The sequence below is a fragment of the Egicoccus sp. AB-alg2 genome (assembly GCF_041821065.1).
In the GTDB taxonomy this organism is placed as follows: Bacteria; Actinomycetota; Nitriliruptoria; order Nitriliruptorales; family Nitriliruptoraceae; genus Egicoccus.
On the sequence record NZ_JBGUAX010000007.1, the window covers coordinates 392,044 to 406,969 of the forward strand.

Below are 14,926 nucleotides of genomic sequence, written 5' to 3' on the forward strand. Positions count from 1 at the left end.
GCTCAGGCACCGTCGTCGGTCGGTGAGCCCAGCTGCGAGAGCAGCTCGCCGAAGTCGACGACCTGGTCGGGGTCGGGCGGGGAGACGTCGACCGGTTCACCGAAGTCGTACAGCTCCGTGCGCATCTCCCGGGTGGTCGAGCCCAGCGTCGGGTCGTCGTCCTGGGTGACGGTGACGATGCGGCGGGGCAGGGCGTCCTCGTCGAGCCAGAGCTCCATCGGATAGCGGTCGGGGACGCCGAGCTGCTCCACCGCCCGGCGCAGGCTCTCGCGGGTGTCCTCGTCCGCCTGTTCGATCGCCCGCTGCGTGTCGATCGTCACCCGCAGGTGCCGGGTCCGGACGCCGCGGACCTCCTCCTCACCGAGCTCCTCGACGTCGTCGGCGGCGCCGCGCAGCTGCCGCAGCAGCCCGAGCGGGCCGGTCTGCTCCTGCGCGCCCGGCTCGAAGCCGGGCAGCTGTCCCGCCATCTCGGTGAGGTCGAAGCGCGCCCACTGGGCCCCGACGAGCGTCTCCAGTTGCGGCGAGTGGACGTAGGCGATGGTGTCGTCGACCAGCACCTCGAGGGTGTCACCGCCGGCGAGCTCACCCAGGTGCATGACCATGCGCGCGGCTCCGCGCTGCAGGTCCTGGCGACCCTCGGTCCGGGTGTCGAGCACGACCTCGCCGCCGTCGTCCGTGACCACGATGGTCTGGTCGTAGCCGACCGTCCCTTGCTCCTCCAGCGCGTCGGGCGAGCGGGCGAGCAGCTGCTCCGGGTCCTGGCCGCCGCCGCACGCCACCAGCGCCACGGCCAGCACGGCGAGCAGCACGGCACGAACGGAGCGGGGCACGGCGCCTCCTGCGCACGACGGGTCGCCGGACGGTACCCGCGTGTCCGCCGGTCGCGGTCGCCGCGTGCGACGCCGCTGGGGACGGTGGCCAGCTCGGCAATCGCGATGTCGAGGTAGTGACGCTCGGTCGAGCCTGCGACGCACCGGCGCGACGTTGCACCGACCGATGAGCTTTGCGCGCCGTCTCCGTCACACTGCTGTACCCGATCCGGAGGCTGCCCATGAGCTCCAGTCGCGTGAGTCCGCAAGCCCTCCCCGCTCCGACGGGCGAGACCGTCGTCGCATTGCTGCGCACCGAGGACGCCAGCGCGTTCGCCGAGCTCGTCGAGCCCTACCGGCGGGAACTGCAGGTGCACTGCTATCGCATGCTGGCGTCGTACGAGGACGCGCAGGACCTCGTCCAGGAGACGTTCCTGCGGGCCTGGCGCCGCCGCGAGACCTTCGAGGGCCGAGCCTCGCTGCGGGCGTGGCTGTACCGGATCGCGACCAACGCCTGTCTGGACTTCCTCGCTCGGCGGCCCGAACGGGCCGACCTGCCCCTGCCCGACGACGCCCGCCGCGGGGAGGTCCCGTGGCTGCAGCCAGCCCCGGACCGGCTCCTCGCGGCCACGCCGGACCAGCAGGAACCCGGCGCCGTGGCCGTGACCCGCGAGACGATCGAGCTGGCCTTCCTGGTCGCCGTGCAGCACCTGCCGCCCCGGCAGCGCGCGGTCCTGATCCTGCGCGACGTGCTCGGCTGGCCGGCCAAGGACGCGGCATCCCTGCTGGAAACCAGCGTCGCGTCGGCCAACAGCGCCCTGCAGCGGGCACGGGCCACGATGCGCACGCATCTTCCCGCCGCCCGCATGGACTGGACGCAGACGGCCGAGCCCAGCCGTCATGAGCAAGCCCTGGTCGAGCGGTACATGGCGGCCACCGACCGCACCGACGTCGACGCACTCAAGGCGCTGTTCGACGAGGAGCTGCGGTTCGCGATGCCGCCGGAGCCGGGCGTCTGGATCGGGCGCGATGCCTGCGTCCAGTCCTGGGTCGACGGCGGGTTCGGGTCCCCGGAGGTCGGCGAGTTCCGCACCCTCCCCACCAGTGCGAACCTCCAGCCTGCGGTGGCCAACTACGTACGCCAGCCGGGCGACCGCCACTTCCGCCTGTTCGCCATCGACGTGCTGACCATCCGCGACGGCCGCATCACGGAGGTGACCGCATTCGGTGGCGACGCGCTGCAACCGTTCGACCTGCCTCGGACCCTCGACGAGGCCGGCAGGGCTGTTCACGCAGGCGACGAGTGAACCCCGCCTCGGTCAGGCGGCCGGGAGGGTGACGACGAAGCAGGCCCCGTGGGGTTGATTGGGTTCGTAGCGGGCGCTGCCGCCCAGGGCTCGGGCGAGCTTGTCGACGAGGTACAGCCCGAGGCCGGAGCCGCTGGTGCGGCGGGCGGTCTCGTCCGGACGGGCGTAGCGCTCGAACAGCCGCGGGACGAAGTCCTCGGGAACGCCCGGGCCCCGGTCGGCGACGGTGAGCTCCACGACGTCGCCGACGCGGCGGGCGCTGACGGTGATGGGGGCTGCGCCGTACTTGGCGGCGTTCTCGACGAGGTTGATGACGATCTCGTCGAGGTAGGCGGGATCGGCCTGCACGCGGAGGTCTCGTGGGCAGTCGATCTGTACCGAGGGCACCCCCAGATCGGGCAGGTGGGACAGCGCGACCTCCCACAGCTCGACCGGTCGGGTGTCGGGCCCGGACGGGCGGGCCTGTGTGGTGTCGGCCAGCAGCATCCGTCGGAGCATGCGCTGGATGCGACGGGCGTGCACGCCGATGCGGTGGAACAGGTCGCGTCGCTGCTCGTCGGTCAGCTGCTCCCAGCGCTGCTCGTACGTGCCGGCGAAGCCGATGATCACGGCGAGGGTGGTGCCGAGCTCGTGGGCGAGCTCGTGGGTGAGCTCGCTGTTGGCCTGCAGTCGGATCTGGAGCTGCTCCTGGTCCTGGCGTTGCTCGGTCGTGTCGCGCAGCGCGATGACCCAGACGGGATCGCCCTCCCAGGTCGTCTCGATGGGGCGCATCTCGACGGTGCGCAGGCTGCCGTCGTCGCGGACGAGCTCGATGTCCCGGATGCCGACGACGTGGGGCAGGCCGAACGGCTGCCCGATCAGGGTGCCGGTCGCGCGCTCGAACAGTCGCTCGGCGGCCGGGTTCGCGTACTGGATGATCCCCTCGGTGTCGACCAACAGCAGCCCGTCGGGCGTGGAGCTGAGCAGCTTGGCGAGCAGCTCGGCGGAGGTCGACTCGGCGCTCATGGCAGCGGTGGCCCCGCATCCGGGGCATGCGGGGTGTCTCGCTCGGGGAAGACCGTCAGGGGCGCGGAGTCGAGGGGCTCGCCGATGTGCAGACCCTGCGCGTCGATGGTGATCCCCCGCACCCGCGGATCGTGGGCGGAGCCGCGCATCTTCAGTACCGCGAGGATGCGCGAGAAGCTCGCCCCGGCCTCGAGATAGCGCAGCAGGATGATGGTGTCGGCCAACACCGACCCCTGGGCCTCGGTGGGATGGCCGGCGCCGAAGAGCGAGGTCGCCACGGTGTACATGCCCGTGATCCGGCGTTCCTTGACCAGCCCGGTCATGGCCATCACGAACTCGCGGAAGGCCTGCTCGCCGGCGATGCGCTCCAGGGCGGTGAGGCTGTCGATGACCACCCGTTGGGGCCGTAGCGCGTCCAGCCGGTCGATGATGTCGACCAGGTGCTCCTCGATCGAGCCGGATTCCGGATAGCGGCACAACAGCTCCAGACGGCCCTGCTCGAGCGCGTCACCGATGTCACTGGACCAGTTGCGCATGTTGCGCTGCACCTGCCCGGCGCTCTCCTCGAACCCGACGAACAGGGCCCGCTCGCCGCGCGCGAGCCCGTCGACGAGGAAGGTCGTGGCCACCAGCGTCTTGCCGGACCCGGTGGCGCCGGCCACGATGACGACCGAGTCGCGGAAGAAGCCTCCACCGCACATGGCATCGAGTTCGTCGTGTCCGGTCGAGACGCGCTCGTCGGAGACTTCCTGCGAGAGCGCCACCCCGCCCAGCGGGACCGCGGCGATCCCACCGGGGGCACGGATGGTGAAGGGGTAGGCGCCGCTGCGGTGCCGGCAACCCCGCAGCTTGACGACCTCGACCGTGCGACGCCGCCGGTCGCCGAGCAACCGGTAGTCGAGCCGCACGATGGCGTCGGCGGCGTGCTCGCTGATCCTCACGTACTCCTGGGCGAGCTCGTCGTCGCCCTCCGCCGTCAGCAACGCCGTCACGCCTGCGTCCTTGAGAGCGCTCAGCAGGCCGTGCAGCGCCCACCGCACCGCCGCCGCATCCGCGAACCGTACGAAGGCCGCGCTCACCGAGTCGATGGCCACCCGGGTCGCGGCCACCGCACGCACGGCCTCGAGGATCCGGGTGGTCAGCCCGGAGAAGTCGAACCCACCGACCACCACACCCTCGTCGTCGGTCGGGCTCGCGTCGACGAACCGCCACGAGCCCTGCTGCTCCCACCCGGCGACGTCGAAGCCCAACGACGCCGCGTTGCGCCGCAGGTCGTCGGGCTGTTCGCCCAGGGTCACGAACACCCCGGGCTGGCCGTACTGTCGGATGCCCTCGGCCAGGAACTGCAGCGCGAGCACGGTCTTGCCCGCGCCCGACTCGCCGACGACCAGCGTGTCGCGCCCGACCGGCAGACCCCCGCCCGCGATCCGGTCGAACCCGGCGATTCCCGTGGCCAGGCGTTCCAGCGGCACCGGTGTCTCGTCGGTCATGGCCCGCCCCCCTCGTCGGCCGCCGGCGCCGGCTCCTGCAACCCGAGCACCTCGGCAGCCAGCCAGCCGTCGCTGAGATCGCCCACCACCCGCACGACCGGCGCGGGTGCCACCCGCATCACCATCGGCAGCGCCAGCACCCGGTCACGTTCCGCACCGGCAGGGTCCTGCAGGACGTCGACCACCTCGACGCGGTACTGGGAGATCTCGTGCTTCGCGCACAGCTCGTGCAGCGCACGAACCACCCGCTGCGAGCGCCATGAGTCGCCGGCCACGAACACCCGGAAGGCCCGCTCGACTTCCACAGCGCCGGCCTTCCCTCGTCCCCCGTACTGACGCTCCCGTCCGCACGCCGGCCGCATCTGGCCGGCCTGCCAGCACCGTAGACCTGGACGCTGCGGAAGGGCAGGGGAGGGTGTCACGCTCGTCGGAGACCCTCGACGGGAGCTTTCGGCGTCGTCCCGCTCGAGGCGACCGAGGGCCGACTCGGGCAGCAGCGTCACCCGTCGACGAGATCCATGCGCAGGTACTCGTCGATGTGCAGGAAGCTCGGCGGGCGCTTCACGCCGTCACCGAGCGCACGCCAGGCCTCGGTTTCCGTGACCAGTCGGGGGGCCGTGAGGTCGATCTCCTGCCCGTCACGCGTGAGTCGGGCGTGGCCGGCGGCGAGGACGTTGCGGACCCAGTCGGAACGCGAGCCGTAGACCAGGATGAACACGTAGCCGCCGTCGACGGGATGGGCATCGAGCGGCGTGCGGTAGATCGTGCCCGAGGAGCGCCCGACGTGGGTCAGCACGGGTCGCTCCCCGCGGCGCAGTTCGAGCGGGTTGAAGACGCGCTTGTTGATCTGCGTCCACCAGCGAGGCATCGGCATGGGCCACCTTCGGGTATGGGCAGGGGATCGCCGCGGCGTGGACAGGCCGGCGTCCCGCGCACGGCGTCGGAGGGTCAGCCTCGCATGCGAGCGGGTACGTAGCTGTCGAACAGGTTCGCGAGCTCGCGGGGACGCGCGAGCGCCACGCAGTGGCCGGCCGCGATCTCGTCGGGAACGATGCCGAGCCGTTCGGCGACCACGCGTCGCATGAACGGCGCGGGGAAGAACCGGTCGTCGAGGCACACCACGAACCTCGTGGTGACCGCCGGCCAGGCATCCAGCGGCCACGGGCTGTGGTACGCCGTGCTCGACTCGGAGCGCGCCTTGCGCTGTGCCTGCTCGGCCAGGGCACGCGGGACGTCGTGGTAGAAGGCGACGAACGGGTCGTCGTGCCCGGTCAGCCCGCCGTCGCGGCGGGCCTGCTCCTGCACCGCCGGCCGGTAGCCGGTGTCGTCCCACCAGTCCGCCGGCTTCTCGCCGGGGACCGGCACCATGCCGGCCACCAGGACCAGCGCCTCGACCGGAAGGCGGTCGGCCACGAGCGGCGCCGTGAAACCGCCATAGGACTGGCCCACGACCACCAGGTCGCGTCGGTCGCCGATCGCGTCCACGACCGTGTCGGCATAGTCGTGCAGGTCGGCGTCATCGTCGTCGCACGGCAGATCCGGTGCCACGACGTCGTGGTCGCGTTGGCGCAACTCGTGCTCGACGAGGTGCCAGTACCAGCCCACGTCTCCGCCGCCATGGATCAACACGAACGTGGCCATCGTCGTGACCTCCGCGTCGCGGTCGGGGTCGTGGCGCCTGCCTGGTTCGACGTCGCCGAGCGCGCGAACTCATCGCTGCTCGTCCGTGGGATCCCGGCAGGCTGTCGGACACCGTCAGCGGCGCGCGAGGGCGACGCTCAGCGAGCACCCCCGTCACGCCCGTCGGCACGTGGCAGCCTGAACGACACGACACCGCCGGCCGCTGGCCCGGCCGTGCCCTCGACGTCTCCGAGCCAGATGCTGCCCCCATGCGCCTCCAGTAGCTCGCGGGCGATGGCCAGCCCGAGCCCCGCCCCGCCCGCAGCACGTGTTCGGGAGGCGTCCGCCCGGGCGAACCGGTCGAAGGCGCGTGGTTCGAAGTCGGCCGGGAAACCCGGTCCCTGGTCCCGGACGGTCACCGTGCAGCCGCGGGCATCACCACGCACGCGTACCTCCACGCGGGTCCCTTCGGGTGCGTGACGGATGGCGTTGTCCAGCAGGTTGCGCAGAACCCGGTCGAGCGCACGGGCGTCACCCACGACCGGAACGCCACCGTCGAGATCGGCCTGTACGTGCAGTCCGCGTCGCCGCGCGATCGGAGCGGATGCCTCGACAGCCCCGTCGACGAGTTCGGCGAGATCGAGGGGCAGCCGCTCGAGGTGCAGTGCTCCTGCCTCGAGCTGTGCCAGCACGAACAGGTCGTCGACCATCCCGCGGAGCAGCCGTACGTCCCCGGTCATCGAGCGCAGGTAGCGGTGCGGATCCGGTGAGACGCCGTCCTGCAGCGCCTCGGCGGCGGCCTGCAGACTCGCGAGCGGCGTGCGCAGGTCGTGGCCGATCGCGATGAACAGCTGCCGCCGCGCCTCGTCGTCGCGCTCGCGGGATCGTTCGAGTCCGGCGAGCTGTTCGACCATCCGGTCGACCGCTTCGGCGAGGTCACCGACCTCGTCTCGGCGTGCGATACCGGTCGTGACGTCGAGGTGCCCGTCCGCGACTCCCCTGGTGACGTCCCGGAGCCGCCGCAGATCCCGTCGCAGCGGCCGCGCGACGAGCCAGGCGGCCACCACACCGAGTGCCCCTCCGCCGACGAGCGCGAGCAGCACCAGCCGGAACTGCGCGCCCGTGAGCACCATGGCCGAGGTCGCGACGGACACCGCAGCCACGGCGACGAGGACGGCGACCACCGCGACGGCCAGCAGCGTCCACCGCAGCGAGGGCAGGCCGTGCCGCCGTTTGCGCCCGGTCACGGGTCGAACCGGTACCCGACCCCGCGCACGGTGACGAGGTGCCGCGGTCGGCCCGGGTCGTCCTCGAGCTTCTGGCGCAGATGCCCCATGTGCACCGTGACCGTCGCGGGGTCCTGCCACTCCGGCGACGAGTCCCACACTGCCGCGAGCAACTGCGCGCGCGAGAAGACCTGGCGCGGCGAACACGCCAGGTGGACCAGCAGATCGAACTCTCGCCGCGTGAGCTCCACCACGGCGCCTGCGCGACGAACGACGCGGACGGCGGGTTCCACCTCGATGTCCCCGAACCGCAGCGTCTGGGATGGCGCGACCGCACCCGCACGCCGCAGCACCGACCTGACCCGCGCGACGACCTCACGCGGGGAGAAGGGCTTTGCGACGTAGTCGTCGGCGCCGAGGTCCAGGCCACGGATGCGATCGTCCTCGTCGCCGCGGGCGCTCAACACGATGACTGGAGTCGTCCCGGCGTGCCGAAGCTCACGCAGGACGCTCAGTCCGTCGACGGTCGGCAGCATGAGGTCGAGCACCACGAGGTCGAAGTGCCGCTCCGCGACCGCTGCCAGGGCCTCGGCACCGTCGGCGACGGCGGTCACCTGATGTCCCTCGTGTTCCAGGTAGCGGGTCAGCACCTCGCGCACCATGGGCTCGTCGTCCACGAGCAGCAGGTCCGCGGGGCGGACCGGGCTGGCGGGCACGTCGGACGTCGTCACGCGCCGAGGCTACGTGGGCCGATCGGCGTCGAGAAGGTTCGGCACGGGACTTGTCCGGGACTTTCGCTGACCTACGCCCGCCCTTGTCGACCGCCTGGCTCCCTGGGAAGGCGTCGAGCGCGATGCCGTGCGCCCCGTCGAGGAGTCCTCTCGTGCCCGCGACCTCTCACACCGATGCGAGCACCGACGTCCCGCATCCCGTCCCCGCGCGCCGGCGTCGGCGACTGATCGGCGTCGGCCTGTTCGCGGTGGTCGTGATGCTGAGCGTGGTGTTGGTGTGGTTCCGGCCCCAGGTGCTGTTCTACGACCGGGTGGTCGAGGACGACTTCCCCTCCACCGCGCCGGTGACCGGGCGAGCCGACGCGGAGAGCCCCGAGGCGGCGCGCACGCCCGAACCGGAAACGTCCGACGGCGATGCTGCCGCCGACCCCGACCCGCCGGCACGCGTCGAGGCGCCCGTCTCGCTCGTGACCGGCTCGTTCGGCTCGCGCAACCGCTACACGGTCACTGGCGACGCCACCGTGTACGAGCTCTCCGACGCCGCGAGGATCCTGCGCCTCGAGGGATTCGCGTCGACCAACGGACCCGACCTGTTCGTGTACCTCACGGTCGGCGATGCGGCCGAACCGAACGACGCCGAGCTCGCCGCGGAGTACGTGGACCTGGGCGTGCTGCGCGGCAACGTCGGTGACCAGAACTACGACCTTCCCGCCGATGTCGACCTCGCTCGCTACGACACCGTCGTGATCTGGTGCCGCCGCTTCGGGACCGCCTTCGGCGCAGCCGACCTCCGCTGAGCGAGCCAGCCGACGACGCACGTCCGCGCGACTGGACCCGCGCGATCGGTGCGGATCACCGACCCGGGGCTGCTCCGGCCGGCTGGAACAACTCGACGAGGTTCCCGGACGGATCGCAGACCAGGGCCTGGGCGCCACCTGGGCCGGTGACCACCTCGTTGCGGAACGTCACACCCGCCGCCTGCAGTCGGGCGACCTCGCCCGTCAGGTCCTCGACGATGAGGTGGATGCGGTTCCACCCGCGCGGCTCGGGCCTGGTGCCGTCGGTCATGGGGCGCGCGGCCGAGCTCGTCGGCCCGCTCAGCAGCAGCCGGAGGTGGCCGCGCTGGACGTCCGCGAACGCGGGTGGGAACGAGGTCAGGACGCGGAAGCCGAGGTGTTCGGTGTAGAAGTCGATCGACTCCTCGACGTCGTCGACCAGGTAGCGGACGCTGACCAGTTCGTCGCTCACGGCGTTCTCCCACCAGTCGGGTACAGTATGAAACGTAAACGTTTCGCTGTAGAACGTCTACGTACCAAAGTGAGTGGTTCGCGAAGGGGCGACGCATGGCGAGAGGCGACACGGTCGACCCGCGGGTGACCCGGACCCGGCAGGTCGTGCTCGCCGCGGTTCTCGAGGAGCTCGCCGAGGTCGGCAACGCGCAGTTCACGATCGAGTCGGTGGCCGCCCGGTGCGGCGTGGGCAAGAGCACCATCTACCGGCACTGGGACGGCAAGCTCGCGCTGATCGTCGACGCGCTGCACGAGCTGAACGCCCAGCCGGCACCCGAACCGGGCGGATCCCCTCGCGAGCGCGTACGCGACTTGCTGCACCATCTCGGGCACGCCCTGACCGAGGGCAGCCTCGCCCCGGCCATCCCGGCCTTGATCGAGGCCGCCGAACGTGAGCCGGAGGTCCGGCGGCTCCTCGACGACTACTCCACCGGGCGCCGTCGCGCGCTCGAGGACGCTCTCGCCCAGGGAATCGCTCTCGGACAGATCGACGCGACCGTCGACCCCGAACTCGCCGCGCAGGCGCTCTCCGGCGCCATCTTCTATGCCCGCCTCATGACCTCCACACCGATGACCGGCACGGCCATCGACCAACTCCTCGCCGCCGTGCTCGGGCCGCCGCCCCGATGAGCAGCGCCGGCCGGAACGGCTACAACCCCTCGAAGAGGTGGGTCGAGCGCGGTGTGCCGCGCGTCCATGCCGGCCAGGCCTGCAGGAAGTGGCCGGCGCCGGCTGCCCATCGCCAGTCCGCGGCCGTGTTCTCGGTCCACGGGGGCGCCCACTGGGTGCGGTGCTCGCGGAACGCCGCCTCGACGAGCCGGACCTGCTCCCGCTGGTCGACCGTGCAGGCGATCTGGTCGTCCGGGACCCCGCGCAGGTCGTAGATCCGGGTCGGATCGTGTGGGCGGCGGCCGGCGGCGACGAGCCGCTCGTTCAGTCGGTCGAGGGCGGTCTGCGGGACCGCGGCGTGCAGCAGCCGGCGGAACCCGTGCCCGCCGTCGCTGGCGAACCGGAGGAATGCCTCCGTGGTCGCCCGGCCCACGGCGACGTGGTCGGGATGTCCGCTGATCCCGTCGGGTCCGGCGGAGACCACGACATCCGGCCGTTCCTCGGCGAAGATCTCGGCGACCCGGTCGGCCAGCACGCCGTCGGCCAGATCGGCGAGTCCCCCGTCCGGAAAACCGAACCAGTCGTGGCGGTCCGGCATGCGCCCGACCACGCGCCACCCTGCGCGGTCCTCCTCACGGCGTACGGCGCCGAGCGTCTCGCGGGTGGCCCCGCTGCCGGGGGCGATCTCGCCGGCGTCGCCGTCGGTGGCGTGTACGAGCACGAACCGGAACCCCGGCTCGTGCTGGTACTTGGCGACGAGGGCCACGGCCCCCATGACGTCATCGTCGGGGTGGGCCGCCACGAAGGCGAGCACACGCCCGGGGAGGGTCGTCATACGCCACCCTTCATGAGCAGGCGGTCAGTCTGCCACGGATGCCGTCATGTCCCCGGTCGCGGGGGTGCCGTCGGCGATGCCGTAGCGCAGGTACACGGTGCCCTTCGGGCTGGCGACCGGCGGTTCGAGGAGCGTGACGTTCGTCGGCACCGCCCCACCGTCGAACACCTTCTTCCCGGTGCCGAGCACGATCGGATGCACCCACAGGTCGAGACGGTCGAAGAGTTGTTCGCGCAGGAGCGACTGCACCAGGTTCAGGCTCCCGACGACCTTGACGTGGTCGTGCCGGTCACGGATCTCGCGCACCGCGCCGGCCAGATCCGGATCCAGCTGGGTCGACCCCGCCCACGAGAGGTCGGGCCGACCGCGCGAGGCCACGTACTTCGGGATCCGGTTGAAGAGCTCGGCGATCTGACCGCCCTCCTGGTGCGGCCAGTAGGCCGCGAAGATGTCGTATGTCCGGCGGCCGAGCAGCAGCGCGTCGGTGCCCGCGTACGCGGCGCCGATCTGCGCCCCGGCGACCTCGTCCACCAGGGGTGCCTGCCAGCCGCCGAACGGGAACCCCAGCGGGTCCTCGTCGGGGCGGCCCGGCGACTGTCCGACGAGGTCGAGGGTCGCGAACAGCTCGATCTGGATGATGCCCATGTCGTTCCCCGGCTGCGTTTGGGTGGCTCCGTCGAGACGTAGACGTGGAGACGTCGCCAGACTCATCGCTGCAACGGGCCGTGGCTTGCTGGTCGGCGCCCCAGGTCGGACCATGACGGTGCGTGTGCCGCCCGGCACCCGAAGTCGGCACACGCACCGCGCGCGCACCTCGTGTCAGGTCGCTGGCGACGGCACGTCGAAGAGGGAAGCGCCCATGTCCTCGCTGCTGGCCGCCGACCTGACCGTGTTGGCCTGGGACGACGACCGCGGCACGCCGCCCCGGGGGCCGGCCCCGTTTGCCCCCAGTGGAGACGGTAACGCCCGGTCAGGCGCGCGGGGCGTGTTTCGCGATCCCGTCGGTGCTCCCGCGCGCGGCCTGTTCACGACGCGGTGCGCTCCGTAGCGTCGTGCGCCGCGGGCGGAGCTGTTCCTTGCTGGCCGTCGCCGCCTCGGAAGGGAGCCTGGGGATGGACGAACACGCGGTGGTGGTCGTGGGAGCGGGGCCCACCGGGCTGATGCTCGCGGGCGAGCTGGCCCTGGCGGGCGTGGACGTCGTCGTCGTCGAGCGGCGCACCAGCCAGGACCTCGACGGGTCACGCGCCGGAGGACTGCACGCCCGCACCCTCGAGGTGCTGGACCAGCGTGGCATCGCCGACCGGTTCCTCGCCGAGGGTCAGGCGATGCAGATCCAGGGGTTCGCCGGCATCCCGCTGGACATCAGCGACTTCCCCACCCGGCACAACCACGGGCTCGCGCTGTGGCAGAGCCACATCGAGCGCATCCTTGCCGGCTGGGTCGCCGAGCTGGAGGTCCCGGTGCTGCGCGGCCGCGAGGTGACGGGATGCAGGCAGGACGCCACCGGCGTCGACGTCGAGGTGGCTGGACAGCCGGCGCTGCGGGCCACGTACCTCGTCGGCTGCGACGGCGGACGCAGCCGGGTCCGCACCGCGGCCGGCATCGCGTTCCCGGGGCTGGATCCCTCGACCAGCTGGCTGATCGCCGAGGTGGAGATGACCGAGGCGCCCGCGATCGGCATGCGCCCGGAGGGCGGCGGGATCGGGCCGGTCGACGTGCACGGAGGTGGCGGCCCGTATCGGGTCGTGCTGAAGCAGCCGCCCGACGACGAGGCCGGCGATCCCACCCTGCAGGATCTCCGCGCGGCACTCGTCGCCACCTACGGCACCGACTACGGCGTGCACCACCCGACCTGGATCTCCCGGTTCACCGACGCGACCCGGCAGGCGGCGTCCTACCGCCGGGGCCGCGTCCTGGTGGCGGGCGACGCCGCACACGTGCACCCGCCACAGGGTGGCCAGGGCCTCAACACCGGCGTGCAGGATGCGGTCAACCTGGGTTGGAAGCTGGCGCAGGTGGTCGCCGGGACGTCACCCGAGCGCCTCCTGGACACCTACCACGCCGAACGGCATCCCGTCGCCGCCCGGGTGCTGCACAACACGATGGCGCAGGTCGCGCTCAGCACGTCCGGTGAGCGTCACCAGGCGCTCCGCGACACCATGACCGAACTGCTCGGCCTGGACGAGCCGCGCCGGCGTGTCGCCGCGATGCTCAGCGGTCTGGACGTCCACTACGACCTCGGCGAGGGTCACCCGCTGCTCGGGCGGCGGATGCCTGATCTCGAGCTGGTCACCCCCGCCGGCCGCCGGCGCCTGTTCACTCTGCTGCACGACGCCCGGCCGCTGCTGCTGGATCTGCGTGGCCGCGGTGACCTCGACGTCGCGCCCTGGGCCGATCCGGTCCGGGTGGTCGAGGCCGAGCCGGTCGACACGTTGGCGCTCCCCGTCCTGGGCGCCGTACCCGTTCCCGAAGCCGTCCTGGTCCGTCCCGACGGTCACGTCGCGTGGGTGGCAAGCGGCCCCACCGACTCCGGGCTGCGGGAGGCGCTGACCACCTGGTTCGGGCCCGCCGGGCAGGGCGGCGACGTGCCCGGTCAGCCGTCGGAGCCGCGTCCGTCGGTGTCGTCGGGCGGGCGGCGCAGCCGGCGTTCGAGCTCCTGCATGAACGCCGGGTCGTCGTCGGGGCCGCGGGGCGCGTCGCGGCGAGGTGGCGGCGGGCCGCCGGGACGGCGGGTCGAGGGATGGGGCCGCACCGGGTTGCCGCGGGTCGAGTAGCGGTACCCCGTCGGGCGCCGCGACGAGCGGCTGCCCGGGGCGACGCCGGCCGTCTCCGGACGGCCGGCCACGAACCAGGCGATGCCACCGATCAACGGCACGAAGATCACCAGGAGCAGCCAGACCAGTTTCGGCAGGTTCCGGGTCAGCGCCGCGTCGGTCAGGATCACGTCCAGCACGCAGTACAGCGTGAAGAGGAACATCAGCAGCGACCCGCCGTGCAGCAACACGCCCCCCTCGGTTCCTCTACCGCTCGGGAGTGTAGGTCGCGGGCGGTCGTCGCCGCCCGGGCTTCGCGGACCAGTTCCCGCCGCGGCTCGGGGCGCCGGTACCCGCCCGAGGAAGTGCCGTCAGGCCGGCTGGTACCAGGCCCGGGCGGCCAGCCACCCGATCGCCCAGTCGAGCAGGTCGTCCTCGCCGACCACCTGCAGCGTGCCCAGCAGCTGCTCGGTCGAAGGCAGCGTGCGGTCGAGCAGCTGGGCGAAGCCGGGCGTGTCCAGCCAACGGGCGTGGGCGGGGTCGACCGTGAAGGGGCCGAGCTCGAGCGAGCCGTCGCACGCCGCACGGTGGACCGTCTCCCAGCTCACCTCGCCGTCGCCGAGCCCGGCACCCAGCGGCGGGCGCGCGGCGACGTCGCGCAGCTCGTCCGGTTCGACCTCCCGGGGGCCGTCGGCGGCGTCGAATCGCTCGACCGCGTCGCCGGTGACCGCCAGCAGCCAGGTCCGTGCGAACAGGTCCGTGATCGGTGGCACGTCCGCCAGCGACGGCAGGCCGAACGCCCGGCGGGCCGTGTTCGCGGCGGTGTCGCGCGGCCGCAGCGCCTGCGCGTCGGTGTCGGCCGGGTTCGCGGTGGACCAGGACGCCAGTTCGCTGGCGCCCAGCGGCCGGTAGACGCCGACCTCCTCGCCGTCACGCAGCACGCACACGAGCTGCTGCAGGGTCACCACCTCGCCGCCGTCGGGGCCGGCGACGTCCTCCGCGGTCACCACCACGAGGCCGTCGGCCTCCGCGGGCGCCTCGAGGACGCCGTTGTCGTGCAGGGTGACGTCCACCAGCGACACCGCACCGTCGCCGGTGGCCTGCAGGGCCACGATCGCGCGCGCATCGGGATCCACCGGGCCGAGCTGGTCGTGCAGCTGCCGCAGCACGTCCAGGGTGGTGGTGGTGTCGAGCCGGGACGGTGGCACCGGGCACCTCCTCGCGCCGTCGGTCGGGACCCGGCGACCCTAGC

General features: G+C 72.4%; 16 protein-coding genes and 1 pseudogene. 4 read left to right on the forward strand and 13 right to left on the reverse strand.

The window, feature by feature from the left end:
* Positions 1–2: 2 nt before the first annotated feature.
* Positions 3–830: a hypothetical protein gene (locus ACERM0_RS16105; RefSeq protein ID WP_373679635.1), complete on the reverse strand. Its 828-nt coding sequence runs from the start codon at positions 828–830 to the stop codon at positions 3–5.
* A 221-nt stretch (positions 831–1,051) separates the two neighbouring features.
* On the opposite strand from ACERM0_RS16105, the gene ACERM0_RS16110 reads away from it, so the two are divergent.
* Positions 1,052–2,116, forward strand: coding sequence for an RNA polymerase subunit sigma-70 (locus ACERM0_RS16110; RefSeq protein WP_373679636.1), 1,065 nt, complete (start codon positions 1,052–1,054; stop codon positions 2,114–2,116).
* Positions 2,117–2,128: 12 nt separating this feature from the next.
* Here the strand turns inward: ACERM0_RS16110 and ACERM0_RS16115 are convergent, their stop codons facing one another.
* The 7 genes from ACERM0_RS16115 to ACERM0_RS16145 all read right to left on the reverse strand — a co-directional run bounded on the left by ACERM0_RS16115 (position 2,129) and on the right by ACERM0_RS16145 (position 8,188).
* Complete coding sequence (locus ACERM0_RS16115) at positions 2,129–3,121, reverse strand: ATP-binding protein (RefSeq protein ID WP_373679637.1); 993 nt, start codon at positions 3,119–3,121, stop codon at positions 2,129–2,131.
* Positions 3,118–4,611: a circadian clock protein KaiC gene (gene kaiC / locus ACERM0_RS16120; RefSeq protein WP_373679638.1), complete on the reverse strand. Its 1,494-nt coding sequence runs from the start codon at positions 4,609–4,611 to the stop codon at positions 3,118–3,120. Before kaiC ends, ACERM0_RS16115 begins: the two co-directional genes overlap by 4 nt.
* Positions 4,608–4,916 (reverse strand): circadian clock KaiB family protein, encoded by a 309-nt coding sequence (locus ACERM0_RS16125; RefSeq protein WP_373679639.1) that lies wholly within the window; start codon positions 4,914–4,916, stop codon positions 4,608–4,610. Before ACERM0_RS16125 ends, kaiC begins: the two co-directional genes overlap by 4 nt.
* A gap of 194 nt (positions 4,917–5,110) precedes the next feature.
* Positions 5,111–5,485 (reverse strand): nitroreductase family deazaflavin-dependent oxidoreductase, encoded by a 375-nt coding sequence (locus ACERM0_RS16130; protein ID WP_373679640.1) that lies wholly within the window; start codon positions 5,483–5,485, stop codon positions 5,111–5,113.
* Between the two features lie 74 nt (positions 5,486–5,559).
* Positions 5,560–6,252 carry an alpha/beta hydrolase gene (locus tag ACERM0_RS16135; RefSeq protein WP_373679641.1) on the reverse strand — a complete coding sequence of 231 codons (693 nt, stop codon included), beginning with the start codon at positions 6,250–6,252 and terminating at the stop codon, positions 5,560–5,562.
* A gap of 137 nt (positions 6,253–6,389) precedes the next feature.
* The gene (locus tag ACERM0_RS16140; RefSeq protein WP_373679657.1) at positions 6,390–7,364 is read right to left on the reverse strand and encodes a sensor histidine kinase; all 975 of its coding nucleotides are present in this window, start codon (positions 7,362–7,364) and stop codon (positions 6,390–6,392) included.
* Positions 7,365–7,474: 110 nt separating this feature from the next.
* Positions 7,475–8,188: a response regulator transcription factor gene (locus ACERM0_RS16145; RefSeq protein WP_373679642.1), complete on the reverse strand. Its 714-nt coding sequence runs from the start codon at positions 8,186–8,188 to the stop codon at positions 7,475–7,477.
* A gap of 152 nt (positions 8,189–8,340) precedes the next feature.
* Here ACERM0_RS16145 and ACERM0_RS16150 point away from each other — a divergent pair, with 152 nt between their 5' ends.
* The gene (locus ACERM0_RS16150) at positions 8,341–8,985 is read left to right on the forward strand and encodes a DM13 domain-containing protein (RefSeq protein WP_373679643.1); all 645 of its coding nucleotides are present in this window, start codon (positions 8,341–8,343) and stop codon (positions 8,983–8,985) included.
* A 55-nt stretch (positions 8,986–9,040) separates the two neighbouring features.
* Here the strand turns inward: ACERM0_RS16150 and ACERM0_RS16155 are convergent, their stop codons facing one another.
* Positions 9,041–9,436, reverse strand: a complete 396-nt coding sequence (locus tag ACERM0_RS16155; RefSeq protein WP_373679644.1) for a VOC family protein — start codon at positions 9,434–9,436, stop codon at positions 9,041–9,043.
* A gap of 95 nt (positions 9,437–9,531) precedes the next feature.
* Between ACERM0_RS16155 and ACERM0_RS16160 the strand changes: the two genes are divergently transcribed.
* Entirely contained in the window at positions 9,532–10,107 is a 576-nt protein-coding gene (locus ACERM0_RS16160) for a TetR/AcrR family transcriptional regulator (protein ID WP_373679645.1), read from the forward strand.
* A gap of 19 nt (positions 10,108–10,126) precedes the next feature.
* On the opposite strand, the gene ACERM0_RS16165 is transcribed toward ACERM0_RS16160, so the two are convergent.
* On the reverse strand, positions 10,127–10,921 hold the full coding sequence (locus tag ACERM0_RS16165) for a PIG-L deacetylase family protein (RefSeq protein WP_373679646.1): 795 nt from the start codon (positions 10,919–10,921) through the stop codon (positions 10,127–10,129).
* Between the two features lie 24 nt (positions 10,922–10,945).
* Entirely contained in the window at positions 10,946–11,566 is a 621-nt protein-coding gene (locus tag ACERM0_RS16170) for a dihydrofolate reductase family protein (protein ID WP_373679647.1), read from the reverse strand.
* A 467-nt stretch (positions 11,567–12,033) separates the two neighbouring features.
* On the opposite strand from ACERM0_RS16170, the gene ACERM0_RS16175 reads away from it, so the two are divergent.
* Positions 12,034–13,695 carry an FAD-dependent monooxygenase gene (locus ACERM0_RS16175; protein WP_373679648.1) on the forward strand — a complete coding sequence of 554 codons (1,662 nt, stop codon included), beginning with the start codon at positions 12,034–12,036 and terminating at the stop codon, positions 13,693–13,695.
* Between the two features lie 71 nt (positions 13,696–13,766).
* Here ACERM0_RS16175 and ACERM0_RS16180 read toward each other — a convergent pair.
* Positions 13,767–13,898 (reverse strand): annotated as a pseudogene (locus tag ACERM0_RS16180) (PLDc N-terminal domain-containing protein); the annotation flags it as partial.
* Positions 13,899–14,045: 147 nt separating this feature from the next.
* A complete protein-coding gene (locus ACERM0_RS16185; RefSeq protein WP_373679649.1) occupies positions 14,046–14,882 on the reverse strand; it encodes a hypothetical protein in 837 nt (278 codons plus the stop codon).
* Positions 14,883–14,926: the final 44 nt, after the last annotated feature.

Coding starts and splice junctions, on each gene's coding strand:
- ACERM0_RS16110 (WP_373679636.1), top strand. CDS start 1,052: ATGAGCTCCAGTCGCGTGAGTCCGCAAGCCCTCCCCGCTCCGACGGGC.
- ACERM0_RS16115 (WP_373679637.1), bottom strand. CDS start 3,121: ATGAGCGCCGAGTCGACCTCCGCCGAGCTGCTCGCCAAGCTGCTCAGC.
- kaiC (WP_373679638.1), bottom strand. CDS start 4,611: ATGACCGACGAGACACCGGTGCCGCTGGAACGCCTGGCCACGGGAATC.
- ACERM0_RS16130 (WP_373679640.1), bottom strand. CDS start 5,485: ATGCCGATGCCTCGCTGGTGGACGCAGATCAACAAGCGCGTCTTCAAC.
- ACERM0_RS16135 (WP_373679641.1), bottom strand. CDS start 6,252: ATGGCCACGTTCGTGTTGATCCATGGCGGCGGAGACGTGGGCTGGTAC.
- ACERM0_RS16140 (WP_373679657.1), bottom strand. CDS start 7,364: ATGGTGCTCACGGGCGCGCAGTTCCGGCTGGTGCTGCTCGCGCTCGTC.
- ACERM0_RS16160 (WP_373679645.1), top strand. CDS start 9,532: ATGGCGAGAGGCGACACGGTCGACCCGCGGGTGACCCGGACCCGGCAG.
- ACERM0_RS16165 (WP_373679646.1), bottom strand. CDS start 10,921: ATGACGACCCTCCCCGGGCGTGTGCTCGCCTTCGTGGCGGCCCACCCC.
- ACERM0_RS16170 (WP_373679647.1), bottom strand. CDS start 11,566: ATGGGCATCATCCAGATCGAGCTGTTCGCGACCCTCGACCTCGTCGGA.
- ACERM0_RS16175 (WP_373679648.1), top strand. CDS start 12,034: ATGGACGAACACGCGGTGGTGGTCGTGGGAGCGGGGCCCACCGGGCTG.